The sequence below is a fragment of the Binatus sp. (SeqCode) genome, assembly GCF_036522015.1.
GTDB lineage: Bacteria > Desulfobacterota > Binatia > Binatales > Binataceae > Binatus.
Genome location: NZ_DATDGQ010000344.1, coordinates 31,153 through 56,205 on the forward strand (window position 1 = coordinate 31,153; position 25,053 = coordinate 56,205).

Annotated in this window: 10 protein-coding genes, 1 tRNA gene and 4 pseudogenes; 5 read left to right on the top strand and 10 right to left on the bottom strand. The window is 59.8% G+C overall.

All coding sequences use genetic code 11. The annotated features are described in order from the left end of the window. Nucleotides 1-4 precede the first annotated feature (4 nt). From VIW95_RS14565 to VIW95_RS14600, 8 genes and pseudogenes are all read right to left on the bottom strand, one after another. Nucleotides 5-847, bottom strand: a complete 843-nt coding sequence (locus VIW95_RS14565) for a hypothetical protein (RefSeq protein ID WP_331587790.1) — start codon at nucleotides 845-847, stop codon at nucleotides 5-7. A 123-nt stretch (nucleotides 848-970) separates the two neighbouring features. Beyond that, nucleotides 971-4,105: pseudogene (locus VIW95_RS14570) on the bottom strand (efflux RND transporter permease subunit). 10 nt (nucleotides 4,106-4,115) lie between these two features. Further along, a complete protein-coding gene (locus tag VIW95_RS14575; protein ID WP_331587792.1) occupies nucleotides 4,116-5,600 on the bottom strand; it encodes an efflux RND transporter periplasmic adaptor subunit in 1,485 nt (494 codons plus the stop codon). After that, nucleotides 5,597-6,901, bottom strand: coding sequence for a TolC family protein (locus VIW95_RS14580; protein ID WP_331587794.1), 1,305 nt, complete (start codon nucleotides 6,899-6,901; stop codon nucleotides 5,597-5,599). Before VIW95_RS14580 ends, VIW95_RS14575 begins: the two co-directional genes overlap by 4 nt. A 580-nt stretch (nucleotides 6,902-7,481) precedes the next feature. Further along, on the bottom strand, nucleotides 7,482-8,666 hold the full coding sequence (locus tag VIW95_RS14585; protein WP_331587796.1) for an acetyl-CoA C-acyltransferase: 1,185 nt from the start codon (nucleotides 8,664-8,666) through the stop codon (nucleotides 7,482-7,484). A 117-nt stretch (nucleotides 8,667-8,783) separates the two neighbouring features. Continuing rightward, nucleotides 8,784-12,014, bottom strand: a pseudogene (locus VIW95_RS14590) (efflux RND transporter permease subunit). Next, nucleotides 12,011-13,123, bottom strand: a complete 1,113-nt coding sequence (locus tag VIW95_RS14595; protein ID WP_331587798.1) for an efflux RND transporter periplasmic adaptor subunit — start codon at nucleotides 13,121-13,123, stop codon at nucleotides 12,011-12,013. Before VIW95_RS14595 ends, VIW95_RS14590 begins: the two are co-directional and overlap by 4 nt. Nucleotides 13,124-13,310: 187 nt before the next feature. After that, nucleotides 13,311-14,021 (bottom strand): TetR/AcrR family transcriptional regulator, encoded by a 711-nt coding sequence (locus VIW95_RS14600; protein WP_331587800.1) that lies wholly within the window; start codon nucleotides 14,019-14,021, stop codon nucleotides 13,311-13,313. Between the two features lie 259 nt (nucleotides 14,022-14,280). Between VIW95_RS14600 and VIW95_RS14605 the strand changes: the two genes are divergently transcribed. Next, a tRNA-Ser gene (locus tag VIW95_RS14605) sits at nucleotides 14,281-14,372 on the top strand. 190 nt (nucleotides 14,373-14,562) lie between these two features. On the opposite strand, the gene VIW95_RS14610 is transcribed toward VIW95_RS14605, so the two are convergent. Together VIW95_RS14610 and VIW95_RS14615 are read right to left on the bottom strand one after the other, a co-directional pair. Continuing rightward, nucleotides 14,563-16,257 (bottom strand): recombinase family protein, encoded by a 1,695-nt coding sequence (locus VIW95_RS14610; RefSeq protein WP_331587802.1) that lies wholly within the window; start codon nucleotides 16,255-16,257, stop codon nucleotides 14,563-14,565. Continuing rightward, a pseudogene (locus VIW95_RS14615) lies at nucleotides 16,244-16,378 on the bottom strand (DUF2924 domain-containing protein); the annotation flags it as partial. The pseudogene VIW95_RS14615 and the gene VIW95_RS14610, both read right to left, overlap by 14 nt. An 859-nt stretch (nucleotides 16,379-17,237) precedes the next feature. On the opposite strand from VIW95_RS14615, the gene VIW95_RS14620 reads away from it, so the two are divergent. The 4 genes and pseudogenes from VIW95_RS14620 to VIW95_RS14635 all read left to right on the top strand — a co-directional run. Then, entirely contained in the window at nucleotides 17,238-18,794 is a 1,557-nt protein-coding gene (locus VIW95_RS14620) for an efflux transporter outer membrane subunit (RefSeq protein WP_331587806.1), read from the top strand. Between the two features lie 97 nt (nucleotides 18,795-18,891). Then, nucleotides 18,892-19,983 (top strand): efflux RND transporter periplasmic adaptor subunit, encoded by a 1,092-nt coding sequence (locus VIW95_RS14625; protein ID WP_331587809.1) that lies wholly within the window; start codon nucleotides 18,892-18,894, stop codon nucleotides 19,981-19,983. Further along, a complete protein-coding gene (locus VIW95_RS14630; protein ID WP_331587811.1) occupies nucleotides 19,983-23,207 on the top strand; it encodes an efflux RND transporter permease subunit in 3,225 nt (1,074 codons plus the stop codon). The genes VIW95_RS14625 and VIW95_RS14630 overlap by 1 nt, the downstream gene beginning before the upstream one ends. A 159-nt stretch (nucleotides 23,208-23,366) precedes the next feature. Further along, nucleotides 23,367-24,505: pseudogene (locus VIW95_RS14635) on the top strand (IS3 family transposase); the annotation flags it as partial. Nucleotides 24,506-25,053: the final 548 nt, after the last annotated feature.

Here is a 25,053-nt window from a genome sequence, read left to right on the forward strand (position 1 = left end):
ATCGCTATTCAGTTTGATTCTGCTGTTGCGGCTGGAATTGCGGCGCGGGAGACGGTTGCGCAACGCTCGGGCTGACAGGAGTAGCCGAAGGGCTCATCGGGATTGCGGTGCCACCGCCAGTCGCAATTTCTCCACCTTCCCAGGACGAAGTACGCGTATCCGTCTGATGAGTCTCCTCATTGAGAAGAGTCATCTGAATCGAGGTGTACTCGCCCTTTGGAAAAAACACATAGCCGTTGACCGAATAGTTGGGGTGAGCCTCGCGAGTCTGCAGGGATAGCGACGAGATTTGAGTCTCGGCGTCGCGATGCGCTGCGGCCTGACCCTGCGCTCCACCATACACTCCGCCTCCCGCGGCGCCGACGCTGCCGCCGATGGCGGCGCCGACGAGAGCGCCTTGCGCCGGCGAGAGCACGATAGTACCCACTGCGGCGCCGATAGCTGCACCGGTGGCGGCGCCGACGACCGCACCGATCGCCGCATTCTTCGCTGCTCCGGTCAATCCCGCCTTCAACGCATTCGCGTTGCCAGCCTCCTGAATTGCTTCGCTAGCCGAAATCGGCATGATCCGCTGACCTTGCTCGTTGATTGCGAAAACCTGATCGGGTTCGACCAGGTACGGCTCATCGGTCCCGTTGGCTATCGAGACATCTACCGGAACTATTCGACCGATCGGTGCTCCAGGCCGCGCCTGCATCGTGACGTCTCCCTTGGTGGGAGTTAACGCAACTCTGGGAGTGATCGGAATCGGGTTCCAGGTGGTGGCGCATCCACCGAGGCTGAACGCGAGCAGAACCGCGATCGACGACGCTAACGCCGAACGACAGGCGCAATTGATGAAAAACATCTTTTTGTCTGATCTCGCGAGTACAGATTGAGAGTGCCTCACCATCTCCCGCGCCGACGGCGTTGTCAACGGCCCCGAAGAGAGTGACGCCGCGCTCAAAACGGCACACTTCTCGCCATCGAATTATCTCTTTAATGCTCTCTCCTTCATGATCGCGAAGAACACGGGCACCAGTATCAGGACGTGAATCGTCGAGGTGATCATCCCGCCGACGATTGGTGCGGCAATTGGCTTCATAACGTCGGAGCCTATGCCGCTCTCCCACAGAATTGGCGCGAGGCTTAGCATCACGACTGCCACCGTCATCAGCTTGGGACGTAGGCGCTGCACTGCGCCCTCGATCACCGCCGCTTCGACGCCTTCATGCGCGAGTTGGCCGGCGGCGATGTGACGATTCAGGGCCTCGTGAAGATAGATCACCATGACGACGCCGGTCTCGACCGCAATTCCGAACAAGGCGATGTATCCGACCCCTACCGCGACGCTGAAGTTGAAGCCCATCATGTATTGAAGCAGCAGCCCGCCGGTCATCGCGTACACGGTCGGAAGAATCAACACGATCGCCTCGGTCACCGACTGGAAGAGCATGTAGAGCAGGACAAAGATCAGTCCGAAGACGATCGGCAGGATGACCGTCAGGCGCTTTCGCGCGCGCAGCTGGAACTCGTACTCACCCGACCATTTCAGGGTGTATCCGGCCGGCAGATGGAGTTGCCGATCGAGCACGCGTTGCGCGTCGTCAACGTAAGTGCCGTAGTCCGAAGTCGCCAGGTCAACATAAACGTAGCCGGTTACTTGTCCGTCTTCGTCGCGAATCATCGACGGCCCCTTGGTCAGGTCTACGTGCGCAACTTCGCCGAGCGGAATCTGCGCACCGGTCGGGGTCATGAGCAAAATTCGTCGAAGCGCGTTCAGGTCGTTGCGATAGTCCGCCAGATAGCGGACGTTGATCGCGTATCGCTCGCGCCCTTCAACGGTGGTCGCGATATTTTCGCCGCCCATGCCTGAGCTGACCGCGCGCTGTACGTCTCCAACCGTCAGGCCGTATCGCGCCGCGGCAGCCCGGTCCACATCGACGTTGATGTAGAACCCTTGAGAGACACGCTCGGCGAAAATTCCGCGCGTGCCCGGGACCGAGCCGAGTATTTCTTCTATCTGAGAACCAATCTGTTGAATCCTATCGACGTCGGGCCCCTGAATTTTGAGTCCTACCGGTGTTTTGATCCCGGTCAACTCCATGTCGAGTCGGTTCTCGACCGGCATCGTCCAGGAATTCGATAGGCCGGGAAAATGCAACCGGTCGTCCATTTCGGCGATAAGGGAATCGTAAGTCACGCCCTTGCGCCATTGCTCGCGCGGCTTGAGCATGACCGTCGTGTCGTACATATCGAGCGGTGCGTTGTCGGTCGCGCTATCTGAGCGTCCTACCGAGCCGAACACGCTTTCAACCTCGGGAAAGGTTCGGATGATCTGATCCTGCTTCTGCATCAGGTCAACCGCCGACGAGATGGAAATTCCAGGAAGGGCGGTCGGCATGTAGAGACTCGATCCTTCATACAGCGGCGGCATGAACTGACTGCCTATTTTGAACAACAGTGGAATTGTAAGCAGCAGGAAAATCGCGTTGGCGGCGATCGTCAACACGCGGTGACGCAGGCACCATCGGATGATCGGCAAATAGATAGACTGGAACAAACGCGAGATTGGGTTTTCCTCTTCGGGTCGCAAACGCTTGCCGCGAATAAGGAGCACCATCAGCACCGGGACCACGGTGATCGCTAGAACCGAAGAAAAGCCAATCGCAAAGGACTTGGTGTAGGCCAGCGGCCGAAACATCCGGCCCTCCTGCGACTCGAGCAGGAACACCGGCAGGAACGAGACGACGATAATAATCAGCGAAAAGAAAATCGGGCGTCCGACCTGCTTCGCAGCCGATAGCAGGATTCGCTGCCGTTCGGATGAGGAAACTGAGTCGCCTCTCAGCGACGCCTGGTGTTGCGCCTCCGATAAGTGCCGATAGCCGTTCTCGACCATCACGATCGAAGCGTCAACCAGCACACCTATCGCCAGCGCCAGTCCGCCGAGCGACATGATGTTAGAGCTGATCTGCAGATAGTACATCGGAATGAAGGTCGCGATGACTGCGATTGGCAGCGTGAGAATCGGGATAAAGGCGGAACGCAGATGGAAGAGGAAAATGATGATGACGAGACTTACAATTATCGCCTCTTCGAGCAGGTCCCGTTTCAAGGTGTTGATCGATGCCTGGATGAGTCCAGAACGGTCGTATGCGGCGACGATCTCGACGCCGGGCGGCAGAGTCTTTTGAATCTGAGCGAGCTTCTGCTTGACGCCGTCGATAACGGTGAGGGCGTTCTGCCCATAGCGCATCACGACGATACCCCCAACCGTCTCGCCGTCGCCGTTCCACTCCGCGGCGCCCTCGCGCAAGTCGGGACCAAGACTGACCACGCCTAAGTCTCTTATCAATACCGGTGTGCCGTTGTTGGTGGCGACGGATATTTCTTCTAGGTCTGCCACCGAGTGGACGTAGCCGAGGCCGCGGATCATGTAGTCTGCGCCCGACATCTCGAGTACGCGTCCACCGACTTCACCGTTGCTGTCCCGGATTTTATCGATAACTGTTTGCAGCGGTACCTTGAGCGCCAGCAATCGGTTCGGACCGAGCTTGACCTGGTACTGCTTCACGAAACCGCCAATGGTGGCTACTTCGGAAACCCCCGGCACGGTCTCGAGCGCGTAGCGGATGTTCTAGTCCTGCAAGCTGCGGAGGTCGGCGAGACTGTGTGTATGACTCTTGTCGATAAGAGCATATTCGTAAACCCAGCCCGCGCCTGTTGCGTCCGGCCCGATCATGGGATTGACACCAGTGGGAAGCTTGCCGGTTATCTGCTCGAGATATTCCAGCACCCGGCTGCGCGCCCAATAGATATCGGTGCCGTCTTCGAACACGACGAACACATAGGAGTCGTTGGGCATCGTTTGCGCGCGGACCGCCTTGACGTGAGGCGCTGCCAGCATCGCGGTCACAATAGGATAGGTCACCTGATCCTCGATCAGATTGGGCGGCTGTCCCATCCATTCGGTGTGGATGATTACCTGGACGTCGGAGATATCCGGCAGCGCGTCGAGCGGGATTCGATTGAGCGACCAGACGCCCGCAAGCACCAACGCGAGCACGCCGAAGAACAGAATGAAGCGGTTCTCGTTACACCAGTCGATAGTTCTTTCGATCACGCGTCTTACCTCACATCGCCATGGAGCCGCTGGCCGACACGTCGATCTGCTTGGTCGCGATCGGCTGGCCTTGCTTCGACGCATTTATAGTCAGGCTCCAGGTGCCACCGCTGGGCAGTTCGATATTCGCGGAGTAGGTGCCGTTCCCCTGATCAACTGCGGTGCCTTGCGCGCGCATAGCCGCCATTCCCATCGCGGGCATCGCCGCCATGTAGAAGGACACTGTCACTTGCACACCGGTGATAGGCGCGCCTTTGGAATCGCGCAGCGTGAGGATCACCTTGTTGTGCCCGCGCACCATCGGATTCGGGTCGCTGGAGAACTCGATGCTCGCCTGCGGGATCGCTTCAGCCGCGGGTCCTACGGCGTTCGCGCCTACTCCCGGCGGAGGCGGTACGAATGCTCCTGCGGCCGCCTGCAACTGGCTTTCCGAGTCGATAAGAAAATTCGCGGAGCTCACGATCTGCTGACCCGGCGCGAGTCCTTTGAGCACGATGAATTCGTTGCCTACATGCTGTCCCAATTCGATCTCAGCGGGAGTGAGATAGCCGTCGCCGCGATCGATGAAGGCAACGTTGTGCGTGCCGGTGCGCAGAACCGCGGTGTCAGGGATCACGGTTTGCTCGCCCATCGGTAGGTCGAGCGCGACATGCGCAAACATCCCCGGAAGGAGCTGACCTTTGGGGTTGTTGAACTCGCATCGGACTTTGGCGGTGCGGGTCATAGGATCGATCTGCGGCTGGATGAAATCGACGCGCCCATCGAAGTTCTGGCCCGGGTAGGAATCGACGCTGACAGTTGCGGGATCGCCCGGACGGACCTTGCCGATCTCGTTTTGAAATACCGCCGCATAGATCCAGACCTTCGACAGGTCTGTGATCGTGAACAAACGGGTGTCTGGTTGCACGTACATGTTGGGCAATGCGTTGCGCTCGACGATATATCCGCTCATGGGCGAGTCGATTTCGACGGCGCGACGCACGGTGCGCTCGCGCTCCAGCCGAGCGATCTCGCGCGGCGAAACTCCCCAGAGCTTGAGACGCTCCGCGGCGGAATCGACCAGCGATGATGCATCGTCAGTTACGCCAGCGACCGCGCTATCTTTCACGCGCTTGCGCGCCTCGATTGCCAGCAGATATTCGCTCTCGGTGCTCATAAGGTCGGGGCTGTAAATCGTAAACAGCGGCTGTCCCCGGTGGACGTATTGATAGGTGGTATTGGCGAACACCTGCTCGATCCATCCGGCGAAACGCGTCTGCACGTAGCCTTGCAGGCGTTCGTCGGCCTCGATGCTGCCGGTGGTCTCGAGCCGATCGCTCACATCCTTGCGCATCACGGTTGCGAACTTGAGCCCGATCAATTGCCGCCGCTCGGGCGTGATCCGGATTGGTGCGAGCTGAGAGTCAGAGCCGTACGCGACAGTCGCCGCCAGGAACATCAAGCCGAGCGTCAGGGAAACAGCGCGGAATCGCGATTGCGATGAGTTGTGATTCATCTTCGGTCACCGATTACCTGCTGGATTTTTGCAATCGCGATCTCGTGGTCGGCGAGGCTGCGGTAGTACTCCTGGCGAAGGTTCTGCAAATCGAGCACCGACGAGAGCAGCGTCTGAAAATCGACTTTGCCGACTCGATACGCGGACATCGCCGAGGCTTGCGAGCTTTCGGCCTGCGGAATCAGGCCGTCGCGATAGATCGACATGATCCGTTCCGCCGTGCGCATCGCAACGAGGCTGCCTTCTCCGTCCGAGGAAATCTGCAGCTGAGTTGCACGGACCTGCTCGCGCGCGGACTCGGCTTCGAGCGCGGCCTGCTCGATCGCGGGCGTCTGCTTGCGCCAGAAATAGAGCGGAACCTTCGCGCCCAGACTCAGCATGTAGTAGTCGCTGAAGCCGGGGCCGGTTTTTTCGAACGAATATCCGACGGTGAAGTCCGGCCAGTAGCCCTGATGCGCGAGCTTCAAGGCTTCCGCGCTGCGCTCTTCCATCGCGCGATCCGCGGCGAGGTCCGGTGAACCGCTGTCGGCCAGCTGCGAGAGCTGCGACGGGTCGAGCTGGAGCTGCGTAGCTTTGACTTCCCCGATGTCGATATTGCGCGAGTCGGGATCGCGCCCAAGCAACTGCTTGAGCTGGAGCTGTTCCGTGTCCTCCTCCTGATGATGCATCGCATGCTCCTTCAGGAGCTCAGTTGTCTGAAGCTGTGCTTTGATCAGGTCCTGCTGCAGACCTTGTCCGAGGCGGTACCGCGCTCCAGCGATCTCCTGGATCTGTTTCAGCTCATCCTGATTGTGATCGAGAATCGCCTGCGTCCTGGAGTGATAGAACAGCTCGTAGTAAATCTCCCTGACTTTTTCCTCGACCGCGCGCTCGGCGGCTTCATAGCGATGCCGGGAGTAGTCGGCGTCCTTTTCGGCTTCGGACTTCTGCAGGCGAAGCTTGCCGGGACCCGGAATGTCCTGCGAAACGCCGAACCCCGTATAGTAGAAGTCGCTGGTCTCATAGCCTGAAAAGGGTTGCGGACTCCCGACCGTGAAATGCTGAAGCGACACCTCCGGATCAGGCAGCGTCGAGGCCTGGATCGGCACCTTGGTTTGAGCTCGCCAATGGCTCCGCGCGGCGAGCACTACGGGGCTGTGAGTAAGTGCCTCGTCGACGAGTGCTCGAAGTCGATCCGAACCATCAATCGTACCAGTACCTTCCTGTGCGTGCCCCATCGGCGAAATGGCGGCCAGAATTGCGACGGCAAATAGCGTGGCGATTAAATTTCGCGCCGCTGAGCGGCGAATATGTCGTTTCACAAAATCCAACCTTCCGGCCGCGCTGATCGCGGCGCAGCTCGTAGCTGCAAAACGTATTTTCGAATCGAAGTGAGCAGGCCGCGCGCAAGCGTCAGCAGCGGATGCGACTCATCCGCCGATCAACTCGCGCGCGCGTTTGGAAGGATCAGATCTGACGGGAGCAGAGCAGTGCAATTGAAAGGAGCCGGTCCGGCGGCGAATAGCCGTGACTGATTGCGATACTTCGAACGCGTGAATTCGTAGCCATGATCGCGACGACGGGCATATTTCCGATTGAGTAGAGTTGCTGCGTGCTTCGCGACTGGCTGATCGCCCGATCCGGCGCCGGCGACGTCTGGCAGCAACTAACCTGATTCACCGGCGCACTGCTCGGACACGTCGCGCCGCAGCACGTCGTTGAGGCACAGGCGGTCGCGGACGGCGCACTCATGCTCATCGGAAGCAGCAGAGCGACAAGTATTAAAGCGAAAACGCGCACGACCAAGAGCGTACCCCCGGCGCGCAGTACGCACAACGAGGCAAACACCTCATGCGGGTAAGGACAGATCCGGGCCACACGCCGGTCTCACGGCGTGCCGGTTCAAGCCACTTCGAATAACCCCGCGGCGCCCATGCCGCCACCGACGCACATCGTGACCACCACGTATTTGGCGCGGCGCCGCTTGCCCTCGATCAGCGCATGCCCGGTCATCCGCGAGCCGCTCATCCCGTAAGGATGTCCGATCGAGATCGCGCCGCCATTGACGTTGAGCAGCTCGTCAGGAATACCGAGCTTGTCGCGACAGTAGATCACCTGGCACGCGAACGCCTCGTTGAGTTCCCACAAGCCGATGTCAGCTATCCGAAGTCCATTGCGCTCCAGCAGTTTGGGTACCGCGAACACCGGTCCGATTCCCATCTCGTCGGGCTCGCAGCCCGCCACCGCCATGCCTCGATAGATGCCGAGCGGTTTCAGCCCGCGCTGCTCGGCCTGTTTGCGCTCCATCAGCACGCAGACCGAGACGCCGTCGGAGAGTTGGCTGGCGTTGCCGGCGGTGATGAAGCCGCCAGGTCCCTTGACGGGAGGCAGCGACGCCAAGCCGTCGAGCGTGGTGCCGGGGCGGTTGCATTCGTCGCGTTCGAGCGTGACCTGTTGCTTGATCGTCTCGCCGGTCTTCTTGTCGTCGAAGCGCTTGGTGACCGTGGTCGAAATGATCTCGTCGTTGAAGCGGCCGGCTTCCTGCGCTGCAAACGTCCGTTGCTGACTCTTGAAGGAATATTCGTCCTGCGCTTCGCGCGAGATTTTGTAGCGCTTCGAAACCACTTCGGCGGTATCGATCATCGCCATGTAGATCGCGGGCGCGCGCTTCAGCACGATCGGATCGGCCTGGCGAAAAGCATTCATGTGCGCGTTCTGAACCAGGCTTATCGATTCGACGCCACCGGCCACCACTACCTGCATGCCGTCGGCGATGATCTGCTTGGCGCCCATCGAGATGCTCATCAAGCCCGACGAGCATTGGCGGTCAACACTCTGGCCCGCGATGCTGACCGGCAATCCCGCTGCGATAACGCACTGGCGGGCGACGTTGAAGCCTTGCGTTCCCTGCTGGAGCGCAGCGCCCATGATCACGTCGTCGATTTCAGCGGGTTCCAGGCGCGCACGTGAAACCGCCTCTTTGATTACCGGCGCCGCCATCGATGGCGACTCGAGGTCGTTAAAAGCACCGCGATAGGCTTTCCCAATCGGTGTGCGGGCGGTGGATACGATTACCGCTTCTCGCATCTTGAACTCCTTGGTGGGGCCGCATCTAAAGGACACCGCCCGATGGTTGATATCTGCTCATATTCCCGCGACTGGCGAGCGTTGGCAAGTATGCGGGCCTGTCCGCAATCCGTCGGGCTACCGATGCGCGCCTCCGGCCGCCCTTCTCTCTCCGCTGACGGCATACGCGGGAACGCTTCTGAGCGGCGTCTCGGCGGGCGCGGGTTGACGGTCGGTCAAGTAGCGGATGGCCGTATAGAACACCGGGGTCAGGAAGACGCCGAAGAACGTCACGCCGATCATCCCGAAGAACACCACCGTGCCGAGCGCCTGTCTCATTTCGGCGCCGGCGCCGGTGGCGATGATCAGCGGAATCACGCCGAAGATGAACGCGAAGCTGGTCATGAGGATCGGCCGCAGGCGCAGGCGAGCAGCTTCGATCGCGGCGTCGGCAGCTTTCATGTCCGGGTGATGCTCCTGCTGCTGCTTGGCAAACTCGACGATCAGCACGGCGTTCTTCACGCTCATACCAGCGAGCACCACGAACCCAATCTGGGTGAAAATATTGTTGTCCATATGCCGGGCCCAGACCGCGGTAATGCCGCACAGCAGACACATCGGGACGATCAGGATGATCGCCGTCGAGAGCGCAAAGCTTTCGTATTCCGCCGAGTGGGTGAGCCATACGAACAGGATGCAGAGCGGGAATATCAGGAACGCCAGGCCGCCTGCCGCCTTCTCCTGGAAGGCCAAGTCGGTCCACTCGTAGTTGTATTGCCTGGGAAGCTGCGCGCCCGCGACATCCTCCATCGCGGCGATGGCCTGTCCGCTGCTGTAGCCGGGTGCGTTGGCGCCGATGATGTCGGCTGATTCGTACAAATCGTATCTTTGGATCCGATCCGGACCGATGATGTCCTTCATTTCGGCGATCGCACCCAATGGAACCATCTGGCCCGCGGCATTGCGTGTCTTGAGCAGCGCCACTTGTGCGACGTTGGCGCGGAACGGAGCGTCGGCCTGCGCCATCACGTGCCAGGTGCGGCCGAGATAGTTGAAATCGTTGATGTAGAACCCGCCGAGATACACTTGCAGCGCCTGGAAAACGTCCGTGACCGCCACGTTCTGCTGCTTGGCTTTGACGCGATCCACGTTGACGTAAATCTGCGGGACGCTCGCGCGGAAGGTCGAGAACAACCTGCTCAACTCGGGGCGGCTGCGAGCCGCGTCGATCAGATGTTGAGTCGCGGCCTGGAGTTGTTGGGGCGTTGCGCTGCCGGACCGGTCTTCGACCTGCATCTTGAATCCGCCGGCGTTTCCAATTCCGCTGACTGCCGGCGGCATCAGCACAGCCGCCTGCCCGCCTTCCACCGTGGCGACTCGCTGCGTGAGCCGCTTCGGGATCGCGGCCGCAGTCAGATCGGCCTTGCCCGCGCGCTCAGCGAACGGCGTCAAGTGCAGGAACAACAGTCCGGCCGCCGATGAGTTGGCGCCGGTCAGGATGGAGAAACCGGAAACCGCGAACGCGTCCCGAATTCCCCTGGTCTTCATCGCCAGGTCCGCCAGTTGCGTCATCACTCCGTCGGTCCGGTCGATCGACGACGCGTCCGGCATCTGAACGTTCACTATGAGGTAGCCCTGGTCCTGGGTCGGAATGAATCCGGTGGGCACGATTTTGAACATGCCGTAGGCGAGGTAAACCAGCCCGACGTAAACAATCAGCGTGATCACCCCATAGCGGACCACGTAGTGCAGCGCCTTGATGTACCACTGGTTGGCCAGCTCGAAGCCCTGGTTGAACAGCCGGAAAAACCAGCCGAGCGCGAGGTCGAGCGCCTTCGTCAGCCAGTCTTGTTTGGCGTCGTGGGGCCTGAGCAGCAGCGCCGACAGCGCGGGGCTAAGCGTCAGCGAGATGAAGGCCGAGAGTAGCGTCGAGAACGCGATCGTCAGCGCGAACTGCTGATAGAACCGGCCGGTGATACCTGGAATGAAAGCGACCGGAACGAATACTGCGGAGAGGCCGAACGCGATCGCGATGACGGCGGGTGTGACCTCGTCCATTGCCTTGAACGCGGCGTCGCGCGGGCTTTCACCCTCGTCGAGCCAGCGCTGTACGTTCTCGACCACGACGATCGCGTCGTCCACCACGATCCCGATGGCCAGCACCAGCCCGAACAGCGTCAGCATATTCAGCGAGAATCCAACCAGCTACATCGCCGCGAAGGTGCCGACCAGCGACACCGGGATCGCAAGAATCGGCACCAGCGACGCGCGCCAGCTCTGCAGAAACACGAGCACCACCAGCGCCACCAGGCTGATCGCGATGAGCAGCGTATTGATCAGGTCGTGGATACTCTCGCGAACGAAGGGCGTCGTGTCGTGCGCGACGGCGTAATCCACGCCGGGAGGAAAGCGCTTCTTCAGCTCCTTCATCTTGGCGTAGATCACGTTGGCCGTGTCGATCGCATTGGTGCCCGGCAGTTGGAAAACGGCCAGCGCGACCGCAGGGTGCCCGTTGTAGTCAACCGTCGTGCCGTAGTCGGCGCCGCCGAGTTCGACGCGGCCTATCTCCTTCAAGCGCGTGATGCGGCCGTCGGCGCCCACCTTGACGACGATGTCGCCGAACTCGGACGGATCCGTCAGCCGGCCCTGCGCGTTCAACGTATACTGGAACGCGGAGGTACCCTTGGGGAGCGGCGGCCCGCCGACGATTCCGGCAGCCACCTGGATGTTCTGCTCTTTGACCGCGTTGACGACGTCGCCCGCAGTCATGTTGCGCGCCGCCATCTCGTCCGGATTGAGCCACAGCCGCATCGAGTAGTCGCGCACGCCGAACAGGTTGGTATCGCCGACGCCGGGCAGCCGGGTGATCTGATCCTTCACTTGGAGGGTCACGTAGTTGCTGAGGAAGATCGAATCGTGCGACCCGTCGGGCGAGAAGAACGCGAGCGCCAGCGTGATGTCCGGCGACGCCTTCTTGACGATGATCCCCTCAAGCTGCACCTCGGGCGGAAGCTGCGGCAGCGCGATCGCCACCCGGTTCTGCACCTGTACCTGCGCCACGTCGAGGTTGGTGCCAACCTTGAAGGTCACCGTCAAGTTCAGGTTCCCGGTATTGGTGGACTGGCTGGACATGTACAGCATGTTCTCGACGCCGTTGATCTATTCCTCGAGCGGCGTGGCGACAGTCTTCGCGACGGTTTCGGCGTTGGCGCCGGGGTAGGTAGCAGCCACGGTCACGGTCGGCGGCGCGATCTGCGGATATTGCGCGATTGGCAGCGTGAACATCGCGATCGAACCGGCGATGAGCGCGACCAGCGACAGGACGATCGCGAAGACCGGACGGTCAATGAAGAAATGTGCGATCTTCATTGACGCACCTTCGAGGCAGGCTGCAAATCTGCCTTGGACGCGGTGCGCATGTCGGGCGGCGTCTGCGCGATCGGCGACCGCGTCGTGTCACTCTCCATTGCGTCGAGCGATTGGGTGGAAACCGGCACTTCGTGCGGGACGACCTTCGCGCCAGACTGCGCAAACTGCATTCCGTTGACGATAACCCTCTCACCCGGTTTCAGGCCGTCGGTAATCGATCGCAAGGTGCCGAACAACGCGCCCAGCTTGACTGGCCGCTGCTGCACGACGTTGTTGGCGCCGACGATCAGCAGGTAGCGCTCGTCCTGGTCGGTGTTCACCGCCGCATCGGGAATCAGCAGCGCATTGTAACGTCCGCTGGCCGGGATGCGCGTGAGGGCGAAGAGCCCCAGCGTCATGATGGTCGTCGGGTTGGCGAACACGCAGCGGATCTGCTGCGTGCCGGTGTTCACGTCCACCTGGTTGTCGACAAAATCGATCACGCCCTGATGCGGAAAATTCGTCTCGTTTTCCAGTTGCAGGGAACATGCAACGTTTGCTCCCGCAATGTTGCCCTTGTTCTCCTTCAGGGCCAGTTCCTGGTAACGCAGCGCCGCGCTTTCGGGAACGTTGATGTAGGCGTAGAGCGGGTCGATCGAGACGATGGTCGTCAGTGCGGTGGCCTGTCCGGAACCGCCGTTGACCAGGTTACCGACCGTCACGTTCATTCGGCTGACGCGGCCCGTGATAGGAGCCCGCACCTCCGTCCACTCGAGATTGAGGCGCGAGGTCTCCAGCGCTGCCTCGGCCGCATCCAGCGACGCCGCCGCCTCCCCGTAAGAGGCTTTGGTAGTATCGAAATCCGACGGTGCAATGACCTGAGCCTTAATCAGCTCGACGGACCGGCCGAAGTCAGCCTTCGCTTTGACCGCGGTCGCTCTGGCTTGAGCGACTGCGGCTTTCTTGTTGTCGAGATCAGCCTGGAACGGACGCGGGTCAATCCTGAACAGCAGGTCGCCCGCGTGGACAATTGCACCCTCCTGGAAAGGCGCCTCTTCTATAAGCCCCCAACCCGCGCGCTGACAGTGGCCGTTTTCGGGGATGAGAGATATGCGCTGTATTGATCCCACCGACCACCTCGCGCTGAACCGGCTGGCTTACCGTGACCGACGCCGGCGGTGGCGCCGGCGTGGCAACCACTCGTTTGCAGCCCGGAAGAAGTACCACTGCCAATACAAAGAACGCGATCGCCAATCGAAATTGGCGCAATTGAATGCGATTCATACAAACTACCTGTGATCGCTTGTGACTGTGAGTTTATAATTCCTGATTGCGGCCACCACCGGCCGCCGCATGTGACAGGGAGCGTTTCCCGGCCTTCGATCTCTCTTCTGCCTTGTCGCGCTTGAGCGCTTCGCCACTTTTGACGGCGGGAGCGAACAGCCGCTGCCCGATCCATTCCAGGCAGGCAGTCCATCTCCGCCGAAACTCAGGATCGAGCGGGTCCATGCCGGTAATCAGCGAGGTGGCCTGCGGCATCGCCAGCGGAAACGCGCGCAACGCCGCGCTGGCGAGCAACAACATTTCTTCGTCAGCGTCCGGCGGTAAGGTTCCACCAGCCTTCGCCCGCCGCCAGCGATCAACCTCGGCCTGGAGGTAGGTTCGACGCTCCTCTTCGGCGACCAGTTTGCGGTTACTCCTGTCGAGCGCCTCCCACTGCCACATCCGAAGCGAATCGACATCGTCACAACTCTCTGCAAACCCGTTGACCAGGCTGCAGGTGAAATCCTCGTCCGGCGTCGATTCGAGGATGGCCGTCTTGGCCGACATCTTTTGCGCGAGTACGGCCCGATAAAGCCCCTCTTTGGAGTCGAAGCAATAGAAAATCATGCGCTCATTGACGCGCGCACGGCGGGCGATCGCGTCAGTTCGCGCGCCGGCAAATCCATGCGCCGCGAATTCTTTCTGTGCTGCCGCCATGATCTGTTCCCGCGTGCGATTCAAATCGCGCTGCTGTGGCATGGTCATTCGGTTCCCCATTATGTAGATGCTTAATTGTATTAAGCAGTCACTTAATCACGCAAGAGCCGTGCCCGAAACTGTATGTTGCGATTGCTGGGAAAATTCCGCAGCCCGAGCGGCATCGGCTCGCGAAAGGCAAAACTGCTCGCGAAATGCGAGTTGTTTAAAGACTTTCGAATGCGGCGGATGATTGGCTAGCGCAGACCTGAGAGCCGGCGAACTGGCTCCGCGGGTTTGCGTGATGCATAATCGCAAGTTCGCGCGCGGAGAGGTGGCCGAGCCCGGTTTAAGGCGCACGCCTGGAACGCGTGTAGACTCGAAAGGGTCTCGGGGGTTCGAATCCCCCCCTCTCCGCCACACAGTCTGTACTATTTACCTACAAATAGGAGATAGCGGCAAATCCGCGCGTGGCGTGGCGTTTACGCGCTCGGTACGAGCCGTAGAGAGCTAACGTCGATCAGCTCACGACGTTTTGGTCGAGATTCTCTCTGTTTCTAATTTTGGCGGTGGACTTTGGTGTGGGTGCCGTCGAGGCCGGAAGGTGGGGTTAGGCTAGAAACCCAAGGAGTTTGCGCTGGGCGGACCAGGCCAATGGCAGTTCCGATCGCCTTCGCAGCAGTGATTCGGCAGTAAACTCGGGCGGCTGGCGACCCTCGAAGATTTGCTCGGCGACATACGGAGCGAGAAAGGCGAAGCGGACCACGCGGCTGACGTAGCGTGTGGTGACTTTTTCTCGCCGCCCGATGTCGGCCATCGAAGCAGCTCTTCCGCTAATCAGATCGCCGAACCAACGGCGAGCTCTGGCGATCAGCTTCACCAGCGCAGGATCGTTTCCGCGAGAGGTTTCCAGACCGCCTCCGATGATCAACTTCATCTCAACCCCGCGTCGGCGTATGTGCATTGGGATCGTGCGGTCGAGGGTCATATGGGTTAGACCGTGACCGTTGAGTGTCGCCGAAGATTCCACCGGGAGCTTGATGCAGAGTCTAATGTACTCGTCGCGCAACTCGACCCGATCAACTAAAAGCGCCAACGACTCCGCGGCTGGGGACTCGGACCGAAGACGCTCGCTGAAGGACTTGGCCACATCAAGCATCGATCGTATCTGAGCCGTGCTCCAGTCGGGGCGGTCGATCTCGGCCACTAGTCCCGCGCGGTCGTCCAGGATGGTTCGCATAGCGTTGGCGACGCTGTGTTCAAGCTCAGCCGCTGGAACCCGCCAGCCTCTTTCGGTTTGCTCAGCCAAACCGGTAATCAAGCTCCGGGAGACGTAGTAGCGATAGCGGCGGGTCCCTTTCACAGCATGGCTCGGCGTCAGGGGCGCTCCCGATTCATCGAAGAGCTTGCCCATGAGCGGGCTTGGCATCGACTTAGTTGTCTTTCCGCGCGACCTCCCTGCATGTGCATGGAGCAGCGCTTCGGCCTGGTTCCAGAGAGCACGTTCGATGATCGGTTTATGCAAACCCAGGTGTCGTGTCCCTTTGTGTCGGACTTGGCCGATGTAGATTGGGTTGCGCAAGAGCGTGTAGAGCGCGCCGCGAGAAAACGACGCTCCGCCGGATCTCTTCCCGTTCTTGGCGCTCCGGATTTTGGAGCGGGTTCCCTGCCGATCCAATTCGTCTTTCAACAGTCGGACGCTGCCCAGTTCAGAGTAGCGCTGGAAGATCCGCCGGACTGTCTTCGCTTCGGAAGGCACGATGTCCAACTTTCCATCACGGACATCGAAACCGAGCGGGACGAGGCCACCCACCCACATGCCCTTGCGCTTGGAGGCTGCGATCTTGTCGCGGATCCGCTCGCCAGTTACTTCACGCTCGAACTGGGCGAACGACAGCAGGACATTGAGCGTCAGCCGTCCCATCGAGGTCGTCGTGTTAAACTGCTGTGTCACCGCCACAAACGAGACGGCGTTGGAATCGAATACCTCGACCATCTTGGCGAAGTCTGAAAGCGCTCGGGTGAGCCGGTCGACCTTGTAGACCACGACCACATCTACCAACTTCTGCCGAATGTCCTCGAGCAGGCGCTGCAGAGCAGGCCGTTCCATAGTTCCCCCGGAAAGCCCGCCATCGTCGTAGTGGGTCTTGATCAGCCGCCAGCCTTCACCTTGCTGACTTAGGATGAACGATTCGCAGGCCTCGCGCTGAGCGTGAAGCGAATTGAAGTCCTGCTCCAGCCCTTCCTCCGATGACTTGCGCGCATAGATTGCGCATCGCAGCGTTTTGGGTCTACCGGGTTCCATCCTGCTGCTCCTTGCGCGAAGTCTTGAGGCCGAAGAACAGAGGGCCGGACCAGTGCGCGCCGGTGATTTCGCGCGCGACTTCTGATAGCGATCGATAGCGCTTGCCGTTGAACATGAAGCCCAGCGCGTCCTTCAACGTGTCCGCGGCGACGCGAACCTTACCGTAGTTCGTCGCTTTGCGACAGAAGTCGACATCCGGAGCATCTCATCGGACTTGGTACCGGAGCGGAGTTGGGCAAGGCGCCGCGGGATGCCACGCGATGGGCGGCGATTGGTGCGGCCGCTAGCCCCGCGAGTTAGATTCGAGCGTTCGTTCGCCTTCTGGTTCGCCAGGGTGTTGTGATTTGGAATTTTGCCGATCGCATCCAAACGACAACGCAGATTCGCCCTTGCCCGCTGCACCTCAGTCGATCGCTTACAGGCTCGACAACTTGTGGCGGCGACTGGTTCTGAGCGCCCCGATCAGCAACCGTTCGCTGACCCGCGTGCAGCAGCGGTTGGTGAAGACTGGTGCCCGTTTGAGAGAGCTCGCCTATGCTAAGTGGCCGGTTCTAGCCGAGGCCATCTGACGCGGAGCCTGTTGACTGGTGAGCTGCGGAAAGTCGCGCCACTGCTGTTGCCGGCTGGGCGGCGGATTGTTGGGTTGCTGATAAAGTGGCTGCGCGGAGAGGGCAGGAATCAATGTGTGAAGTGCCGTTCCCAAGAGTAGCGGAGTCGCCGTGCGTGGCAATCGAAGGGCTCGAACCCGACTCACCCGCGAATGCGGGAGCCTGCCGCGATCGTCCCCAGGTCGCGGCTTGACACTGAGATCGGTGAGGTGGAAGGAATCGTGTGTTTTGAAAGTCAAAAGGAAATCCCGGCTTTCTTTTCGCTGCCCCTCACGCCATCGTCCTGATCGCCCGCTTTGGATCGTCTGGATGCTGAAGAATTCACCACGCAAGCGCCGAGAATCAGTAAGCCTTGTCGGTCTGGTTCGGCTGATGGCGCTCGGGCTCAGCGCACTTGCCGGCGCCTGCATGATCGGCCCGGACTACAGGCCGCCGCCCGCGCCCGTCGCCAAAGTTTGGATGGAGGGCGGCGAGGCGTCGGTCGATACGGCACGGCAGGAGTATCGGGATTGGTGGTCGGTATTCAATGATCCAGTACTGTTGCGGCTGATTGACATCGCATATCGGCAGAACCTGACGTTGATGACAGCCGGGGTACGCGTGCTCGAAGCTCGAGCGCAACTGGGTGTGGCTATCGGCGAATTCTTCCCGCAACAGCAGTCGGTGGGAGCGTCGGTCAGCTACAACCGGCTTCCTATTTCGGTTCCGTACCATCTTCTCAGCAACACTTACTGGTCGGATTCATTCGGCGCCCAGGCAGGTTGGGAACTGGACGTATGGGGAAAGTTACGTCGCGGAATCGAGACGGCCGACGACTCGTTCCTGGCGTCGGTTGCTGACTATGACGATGTGCTGGTGACGCTGACCGGTGACGTTGCCAGTGACTATGTACAAATCCGAACAATCGAAAAGCAGATCATGATTGCGCGCGACAACGTGGTGCGGCAACGAGATGCGTACAAGATCGCGCTCGCAAAGTATCGCGGCGGCGCGGCGACCAAGCGCGACGTCTATCAGTCGGAGAACGTTCTTGATACGACGCAGGCATCAATCCCGCAATTCGATCTTCAACTGCAACAGACCAAGAACGCCGTGTCGGTGCTGCTGGGGATGCCGCCTGGAACACTGGACCAATACCTGGCTGGCAATTCGGAGATTCCTAGTGCGCCGGACAAGGTCGCGGTTGGTATCCCGGCGGACCTGCTCTTGCGGCGACCGGATCTTCGCAAGGCAGAGCTGCAGGCCGCCGCCCAATGCGCGCAGATAGGTTTCGTCAAGGCCGATCTGCTGCCCGCCTTCAACTTAACGGGTAGTATCTCGACGGTGGCGGCAACGATATCGGGGGGCACTCTGGCAAGTGTCTTCACGGGAAGCAGCTTGGCGTGGAATGTCGGTCCCAACGTGCAATGGAATATCCTCAACTATGGGCAGATCACCAACAACGTTCGCGTGCAGGACGCGAAATTTCAGGAGCTTCAGATCACCTATCAGAATCAGGTACTGACGGCTCAGCAGGAAGTCGAGAACGGAATCATCGCGTTTGTGGACTCGCGGCTTGCCGTCGATTTTCTAAAGAAAAGCGTGATTGCGGCGGAGGGGGCTTTGGACATCGCGATGATCCAGTACAACCAGGGCATCCTGGATTTCACGACCGTGCTGACGGCGGAGCAGAACCTCTACCAGGCGCAGAACAGCCTCGCGATCGAGATGGGAGACGTTCCGCAGGCATTGATCGCGACATATCGCGCACTCGGTGGCGGTTGGCAGATTCGCGAGGGCAATGATTTTGTGCCGCGAGAGGTGCGGGCCACGATGGCAAATCGCACAAATTGGGGAACTCTGCTTTCGCCAGAACTCCTGCAGCCACGCGCGCCAGGCGTGCCGTCACCCAAGGATGAGGGGTCGCTGATCCGGCCGCCCGAATGGTGAGAACCCGGTGACCAGTTCATTGAATAGCTTGCGGACGTGCCGATTGCGAAATTGTGCGTTGTTGATAGCGGCGATTGCAATTTCCGGATGCGGAAAGATGAGCGGCCCCACCATCACCCCTCCTACCGTTACGGTCGCGACCCCGGTTACACAGGACGTCGCGGATCACCTCGACTTTACCGGCAACACGGTAGCGGTGGATTCTGTGACGCTGGTCGCCCGCGTCGAGGGTTATCTGGACAAGGTCCACTTTACCGATGGAGCACTTGTAAAGAAGGGCGACCTGCTGTTCACGATTCAACAGCAACAATACAAGGATCAGTTACAACAGGCATTGGCGCAGGTCGCGACGCAAAAGGCAGCTCTATTCCATTCGACCACTGAGCTGGCTCGCTACAACGGCCTTGAAAAGCAGGGCGCTGCCACACAGACGGAAGTGGATCACTGGCAATACGAGCGGGCGGCCGCGGCTGCCGGTCTCTCCAGTGCCCAGGCGCAGACCAGTCTGGACCGACTGAACCTTGGTTACACTGAAGTGCGCGCCCCTTTTGATGGCCAGATGGGACGTCACCTGGTAAATCCCGGCAACCTGGTTGGAGCTGGCACCAACACACAGCTAGCCGAGATCAACCGCGTCGATCCCATGTACGTCTATTTCACGGTTGCAGAAACTGAACTGCTCAAGATTCGCCGGCGCATGAAACAACCTTCTGGCGGCGAACTCCCGTCGCAGCCCATCCCGTTCTACTTCGGCCTCACGGATGAGGAAGGCTATCCGCATCATGGGACACTCGACTTCGCTTCACTCAGCGTCGCGCCGACCACGGGCACACTGCAGTTGCGAGGCATCTTTTCCAATCCGGGTTCGTTGATAGTTCCCGGCTTGTTCGTACGGGTCAGAGTGGTCTCGCCCGAGAAGCATCCGGCTCTGCTGATCCCGGCCACTGCCGTGAGCTTCGATGAGCAGGGCGAGTACGTCCTGATTGTAGATAGCCAGAACATCGTTCGGCGCAAAAGCGTAAAGACTGGCACTGAGCTCGGTCAGCAATTCGTGATTGATGAAGGCTTGGGTCCCCAGGATAAGGTTGTTACCGAAGGACTGCTGCAAGCTATTCCAGGGCGCGAAGTCAATCCCGAACTGCAATCCCAGGCACAGCACAGGACGCCGGCCGTCACTAAGGCCAACTAATGTCGAAGTTCTTTATTGAGCGGCCGGTCCTCGCGAACGTCTTCGCAATAGTCATCGTCCTGCTTGGGTTTGTCTGTCTCTATTCCCTGCCGGTCTCACAGTATCCGCCTATCGTGCCGCCGACGATCCAGGTAACCACGAACTATCCTGGATCCAGCGCCGAGACTGTCGCCAAGACAGTGGGTGTACCGATCGAGCAGTCGGTTAATGGCGTGAAGAACGCGATCTACATGCAATCCACCAGCGGCAGCGATGGAAGTTATACGCTGACCGTCTCCTTCACGATCGGGACCGATCTCGACACCTCGCTGGCGCTGGTCCAGAACGCGGTCAACGGATCGCTCTCGCAACTGCCTTCGCCCGTGAAGGATCAGGGGGTAAACGTCAAGGAAGTCACCACCAACATCCTGCTGATGGAGAGCCTTTACTCGGATGACAACCGCTTCGATGAGACCTTCCTGAGCAACTATGCCACCATCAACCTGGTTAATCCTATCGCCCGTATTCCAGGGGTAGGTCAAGTCAAGGTTATAGGCGCCGGTGCCTATAGCATGAGGGTCTGGCTCGATCCCGATAAGCTCAAGACTTTCGGGCTGACCGTACTCGATGTACAGAACTCGATTCAGGCGCAGAACAACCAGGTCGCGTCGGGTCAGATCGGAGGGCCGCCGGTTCCATCGAACCAGATCTTCCAGTTCACGGTTAACACCCAGGGACGCCTGTCGGATCCGAAAGAGTTCGAAAACATCATTATCAAAAGTCGTCTCGCACCGTCACTGGTAGGAGAATCCGTTAACAGCGCCCAACCAAGCGAGACTGCGTCGATAGTGCGGCTCAAGGACGTTGCAAAGATCGAGATGAGCCAACAGCAGTTCACGCTGTTTTCCAATCTGAGCGGAAAGAAGGCAGGCCATATAGCAATCTATGCACTGCCCGGCGCAAATTCGCTGCAGGTGGCCACCGCCGTGCGCGGGCTGATGGCGAAGATGAGCAGCACGTTCCCGGAAGGACTCAAATATACTCCGCTCTATGACACTACCGTTTTCATCGGTCAGGCAATTCACGCGGTGTATGTGACGCTCGGCGAGGCAGGCATCCTGGTTCTGATCGTCATCGTAATATTTCTTCAGAACTTCCGCGCGATGCTGGTTCCCGCCACGACTGTGCCGGTGACCATCATAGGCGCTTTCGCGGCGATGGCACTACTCGGTTTTTCGGTCAACTTGATGACTCTATTCGCCCTCATCCTGGCGATCGGAATCGTCGTGGATGATGCTATCGTCATCGTCGAGAACTGTACGCACTACATAGAAGAAGGACTGAGTCCCAAGGATTCGGCTATCAAGGCCATGGGTGAGCTCACCGGCCCGGTTCTTGGCGTCACTCTGGTTCTTACTTCAGTTTTCTTGCCGGCTTCCTTCCTGCCCGGTATCACCGGACAGATGTTTCGCCAGTTCGCGCTGGTGATCGCATCGACCGCACTTATCAGTGCTGCCAACGCACTCACGCTCAAGCCCACACAGTGTGCGCTTTATCTCAGACCCAAGCCTAAGGACTACAAACCCAACTGGTTTTACGACGAGTTTAATCGAGGATTTGTGGCAGTCCAGGATCGCTACATAGGACTTGTAAGCTGGATGGTCGCCCGTCCCTTCAAGATGGTGGCAGGGTTCTTCGCCGTGTTGTTCTTGGTCGGATTCGCCTTTTCGGTCTACCCGACGTCGCTATTGCCTCTCGAAGATCAGGGTTACTGCATAATCTCAGCTGAGCTTCCAGAAGGATCCGCCCAGCCCCGGGTAAGAGAGGTCTCCGATCGAATCAACGCAATATTGAAGGAGAGTCCCGGCATCAAGGGCTGGGTCACGATGGGTGGATTCTCGGCGCTGGACTCCGCCAACGTTTCGAACTACGTCACCGTGTTCTGCGTCTACGATGCCTGGAACAAGCGTCCAGCAGGTCTGACCCAGGCCGGAATAATTAAAAGTATTCAGGAAAAGGTCCAGTCTATTCGTACAGCTTCATTCGATGTGATGCCTCCGTCTCCTATTCCTGGTTTGGGAACTGCGTTCGGCTTCCAGATGGTCGTCGAAGATCGCGCGAGCAATGGACTTCGCGAATTGCAGAAGGCGACTCACGTATTGCTCGATCGAGCGCAGAGCGTGGGTGGCTTTCTGCGTCTTGGCTTCACCACGTTCAGCGATGACAGCCCGCAGATTTATCTCAACATCGATCGAACAATGGCGGAGTCCCTGGGTGTTCCGGTCAACGATGTTTCCGGGACGCTACAGACCTATCTCGGCTCGACCTACGTAAATCAGTTCAACAAGTTTAACCAGGCCTTTCAGGTCCGCGTTCAGGCCGAGGCCGACTATCGCCGCGCACTGGCCGACATACAAAATCTGAATGTAATGAACAAGGAAGGCCAGATGGTGCCGCTGGGTGCACTGGTTTCGGTTCGCAGAATGCTGGGCTCCGAGCTGGTCACGCGCTACAACCTTTATCCCGCTGCGATTCTGACCGGAATTCCGATGCCCTCGTATAGCTCGGGGCAGGCATTAAGCATGATGGGTAAGTTCGCCGATGAAACGCTGCCCGCAGGCATGAGTTACGAATGGACCGGACTTGCCTATCAGGAAGAGCAAACGGGCAGTCAAGCCTATTTTATCTTTGCATTATCGATCACGCTGGTTTATCTGGTTCTCGCGGCGCAATACGAGAGCTGGACCGATCCGATTGCAGTTATCCTGGTAGTACCGACTGCTCTGGTAGGTATCCTTGTCGCACTGGTCATCAGGAAGTTCCCGGTGGACCTCTATACGCAGATAGGACTGGTCCTGATGATTGCGCTGGCGGCGAAGAACGCGATCCTCATCGTCGAGTTTGCGCGCGACCTTGCGGCGCAAGGGATGGGAACGGCCGAAGCCGCCGTGGAAGCAACCCGTCGGCGCTTCCGGCCAATTCTTATGACCTCGCTCGCATTTATTCTCGGCGTGGTTCCGCTGTTGACCGCCACCGGTGCCGGCGCCGCGAGCCAGCAGTCACTGGGCACCGTAGTCTTCGGCGGAATGCTCGCTTCGACTCTTCTTGCGATCCCTTTCGTGCCGGTTTTCTTTGTCTCCGTACGCCACATCTTCGGACCGCTATCAGCTCCTGCAGTGGCATCCGTCGCCCCGCGCAAGGAGCCAGTTGTACAGTCGAGTCGACGACCGAGTTCATCTCCATAGATTGACGCACTCCACACCGAAGGATCCTTCTATGATCTTTCGAGCGCGGCATCGTGTCGGACGGCACTGCCAGTTTTCGCAAACGAAAGGTGTCTGGCCGGTATTGGAGTTGACCCGGTTTCGTGGAGTGTGTTTGGCAGGAAGGCAAGGAGGAGAGCGATGCCGAAAACACATCCACCCTACCCGGCCGAGTATCGGCGGCGGATGGTCGAACTGGCGCGCGCTGGGCGGTCGCTGAAGGAGTTGGCGCGTGAGTTCGAACCGTCGGTCGAGAGCATTCGGCAATGGGTCAGACAGGCGCAACTGGATATGGGAGAGCGCAGCGACGGACTGACCAGCAGTGAGCGGGAAGAACTGACGCGGCTTAGGCGCGAGAACCGGGTACTGCGCGAAGAGCGCGAGATTTTGTCAAAAGCCGCGGCCTGGTTCGCCACGGAGACCGGCTCAGTGCCGTCACGGCGTTCCAATTCGTGAGTGCGAATCAGGCCATGCACGGGATTGCCACGATGTGCCGGGTGTTGGGAGTCTCCACCAGCGGCTACTATGCGTGGCGTATACGGCCGCGCTCGGAGCGAGCGCGTGCCGACGCGGAACTGAGCCTGCAGATCCAGGCGGTTCATGAACGCTCGCGCGCAACCTACGGCGCGCCGCGCATTCACGCCGAGCTGGCGGCGCAGGGCGTCCGCGTCGGTCGCAAGCGGGTCGCGCGGCTGATGGAGGTGGCCGGCATCTATGGCGTGAGCCGCCGCAAGTGGATCACCACCACCACGCGGGATCGCGCCGCGCGGCCCGCGCCAGATCTGGTCGAGCGCAACTTCAGCGCGGCGGGACCCGATCGGTTGTGGGTCGCCGATATCACTTACATTCCCACTTGGGCCGGCTTTCTGTATCTGGCCGTGGTGCTCGACGCGTTCAGCCGCAGAGTAGTCGGGTGGGCGATGGAAACTCATCTGCGCACGGAACTGGTGTTAGCGGCGCTCAATATGGCGCTCGCACAGCGCCGACCCGCGGCAGTGATTCATCACTCCGACCAGGGCTGCCAGTACACCTCGCTCGCCTTCGGCCAACGCTGCCACGAGGCGGGACTGCGACCCTCCATGGGCTCGGTGGGCGACTGTTTCGATAACGCGATGTGCGAGAGCTTTTTCGCCACTCTGGAATGTGAGCTGCTCGAGCGCCGCCGGTTCAAGACCCAGGTCGAGGCGCGGATGGCAACCTTCGACTTCATCGAGGGCTGGTACAATCCGCGTCGCCGCCACTCCGCGCTCGGCTACCAGTCGCCGATCGATTACGAACGCTTCTATGCAGACGACGCAAACCAAACCTTGAGGTGCGCGGCCGCCACACGCACCGCTGGGCCGCCGAAAAACACGGCGGCCGGCGCGGTGCACGGCGTCGCAGCCGCGGATCCAAAACCTTTAAGCTTTCCGGCCTCACCCTCAGTGCAAATGAAGGGTGAGGCCGAAAAGCTGGAATCAGACCCACACTAATGCGAATAGTCGGAGGCAGCCAAAACCATTAAACACCCAAGCCCAAAACTATCCACCGAAACGGGGTAGCTCCAGGGTGGCGGAGGGAGTTGGGTTCGAACTCACAAGGGGCTTCGCTCCTGAGAGGGTGAGGGCCGATAGGTTGGCCTGACGGGCGCGACAGCCCGTGACAAGCAGTCGGAGGGTTGCATCGTCACAAAGCTGCGAGCATCGCCGACGCGGACGGATACCGGCGACCGGTTCCCGGCCAAGCGCGACACCAGTGACGGAGTCCTCCCCTCCTTGGGGATTCGGAAAAGGGGGGCGTTACGCCGCGCATAAAACACGGGCCCAGAAGGAAGCCGACGAACCGTCAC

Bases quoted from the DNA above. Each gene is read 5' to 3' on its own strand.
- VIW95_RS14575 (WP_331587792.1), bottom strand. From the start codon at position 5,600: ATGAATCACAACTCATCGCAATCGCGATTCCGCGCTGTTTCCCTGACG.
- VIW95_RS14620 (WP_331587806.1), top strand. From the start codon at position 17,238: ATGGCGCTCGGGCTCAGCGCACTTGCCGGCGCCTGCATGATCGGCCCG.
- VIW95_RS14585 (WP_331587796.1), bottom strand. From the start codon at position 8,666: ATGCGAGAAGCGGTAATCGTATCCACCGCCCGCACACCGATTGGGAAA.
- VIW95_RS14610 (WP_331587802.1), bottom strand. From the start codon at position 16,257: ATGGAACCCGGTAGACCCAAAACGCTGCGATGCGCAATCTATGCGCGC.
- VIW95_RS14565 (WP_331587790.1), bottom strand. From the start codon at position 847: ATGTTTTTCATCAATTGCGCCTGTCGTTCGGCGTTAGCGTCGTCGATC.
- VIW95_RS14630 (WP_331587811.1), top strand. From the start codon at position 19,983: ATGTCGAAGTTCTTTATTGAGCGGCCGGTCCTCGCGAACGTCTTCGCA.
- VIW95_RS14600 (WP_331587800.1), bottom strand. From the start codon at position 14,021: ATGACCATGCCACAGCAGCGCGATTTGAATCGCACGCGGGAACAGATC.
- VIW95_RS14625 (WP_331587809.1), top strand. From the start codon at position 18,892: ATGAGCGGCCCCACCATCACCCCTCCTACCGTTACGGTCGCGACCCCG.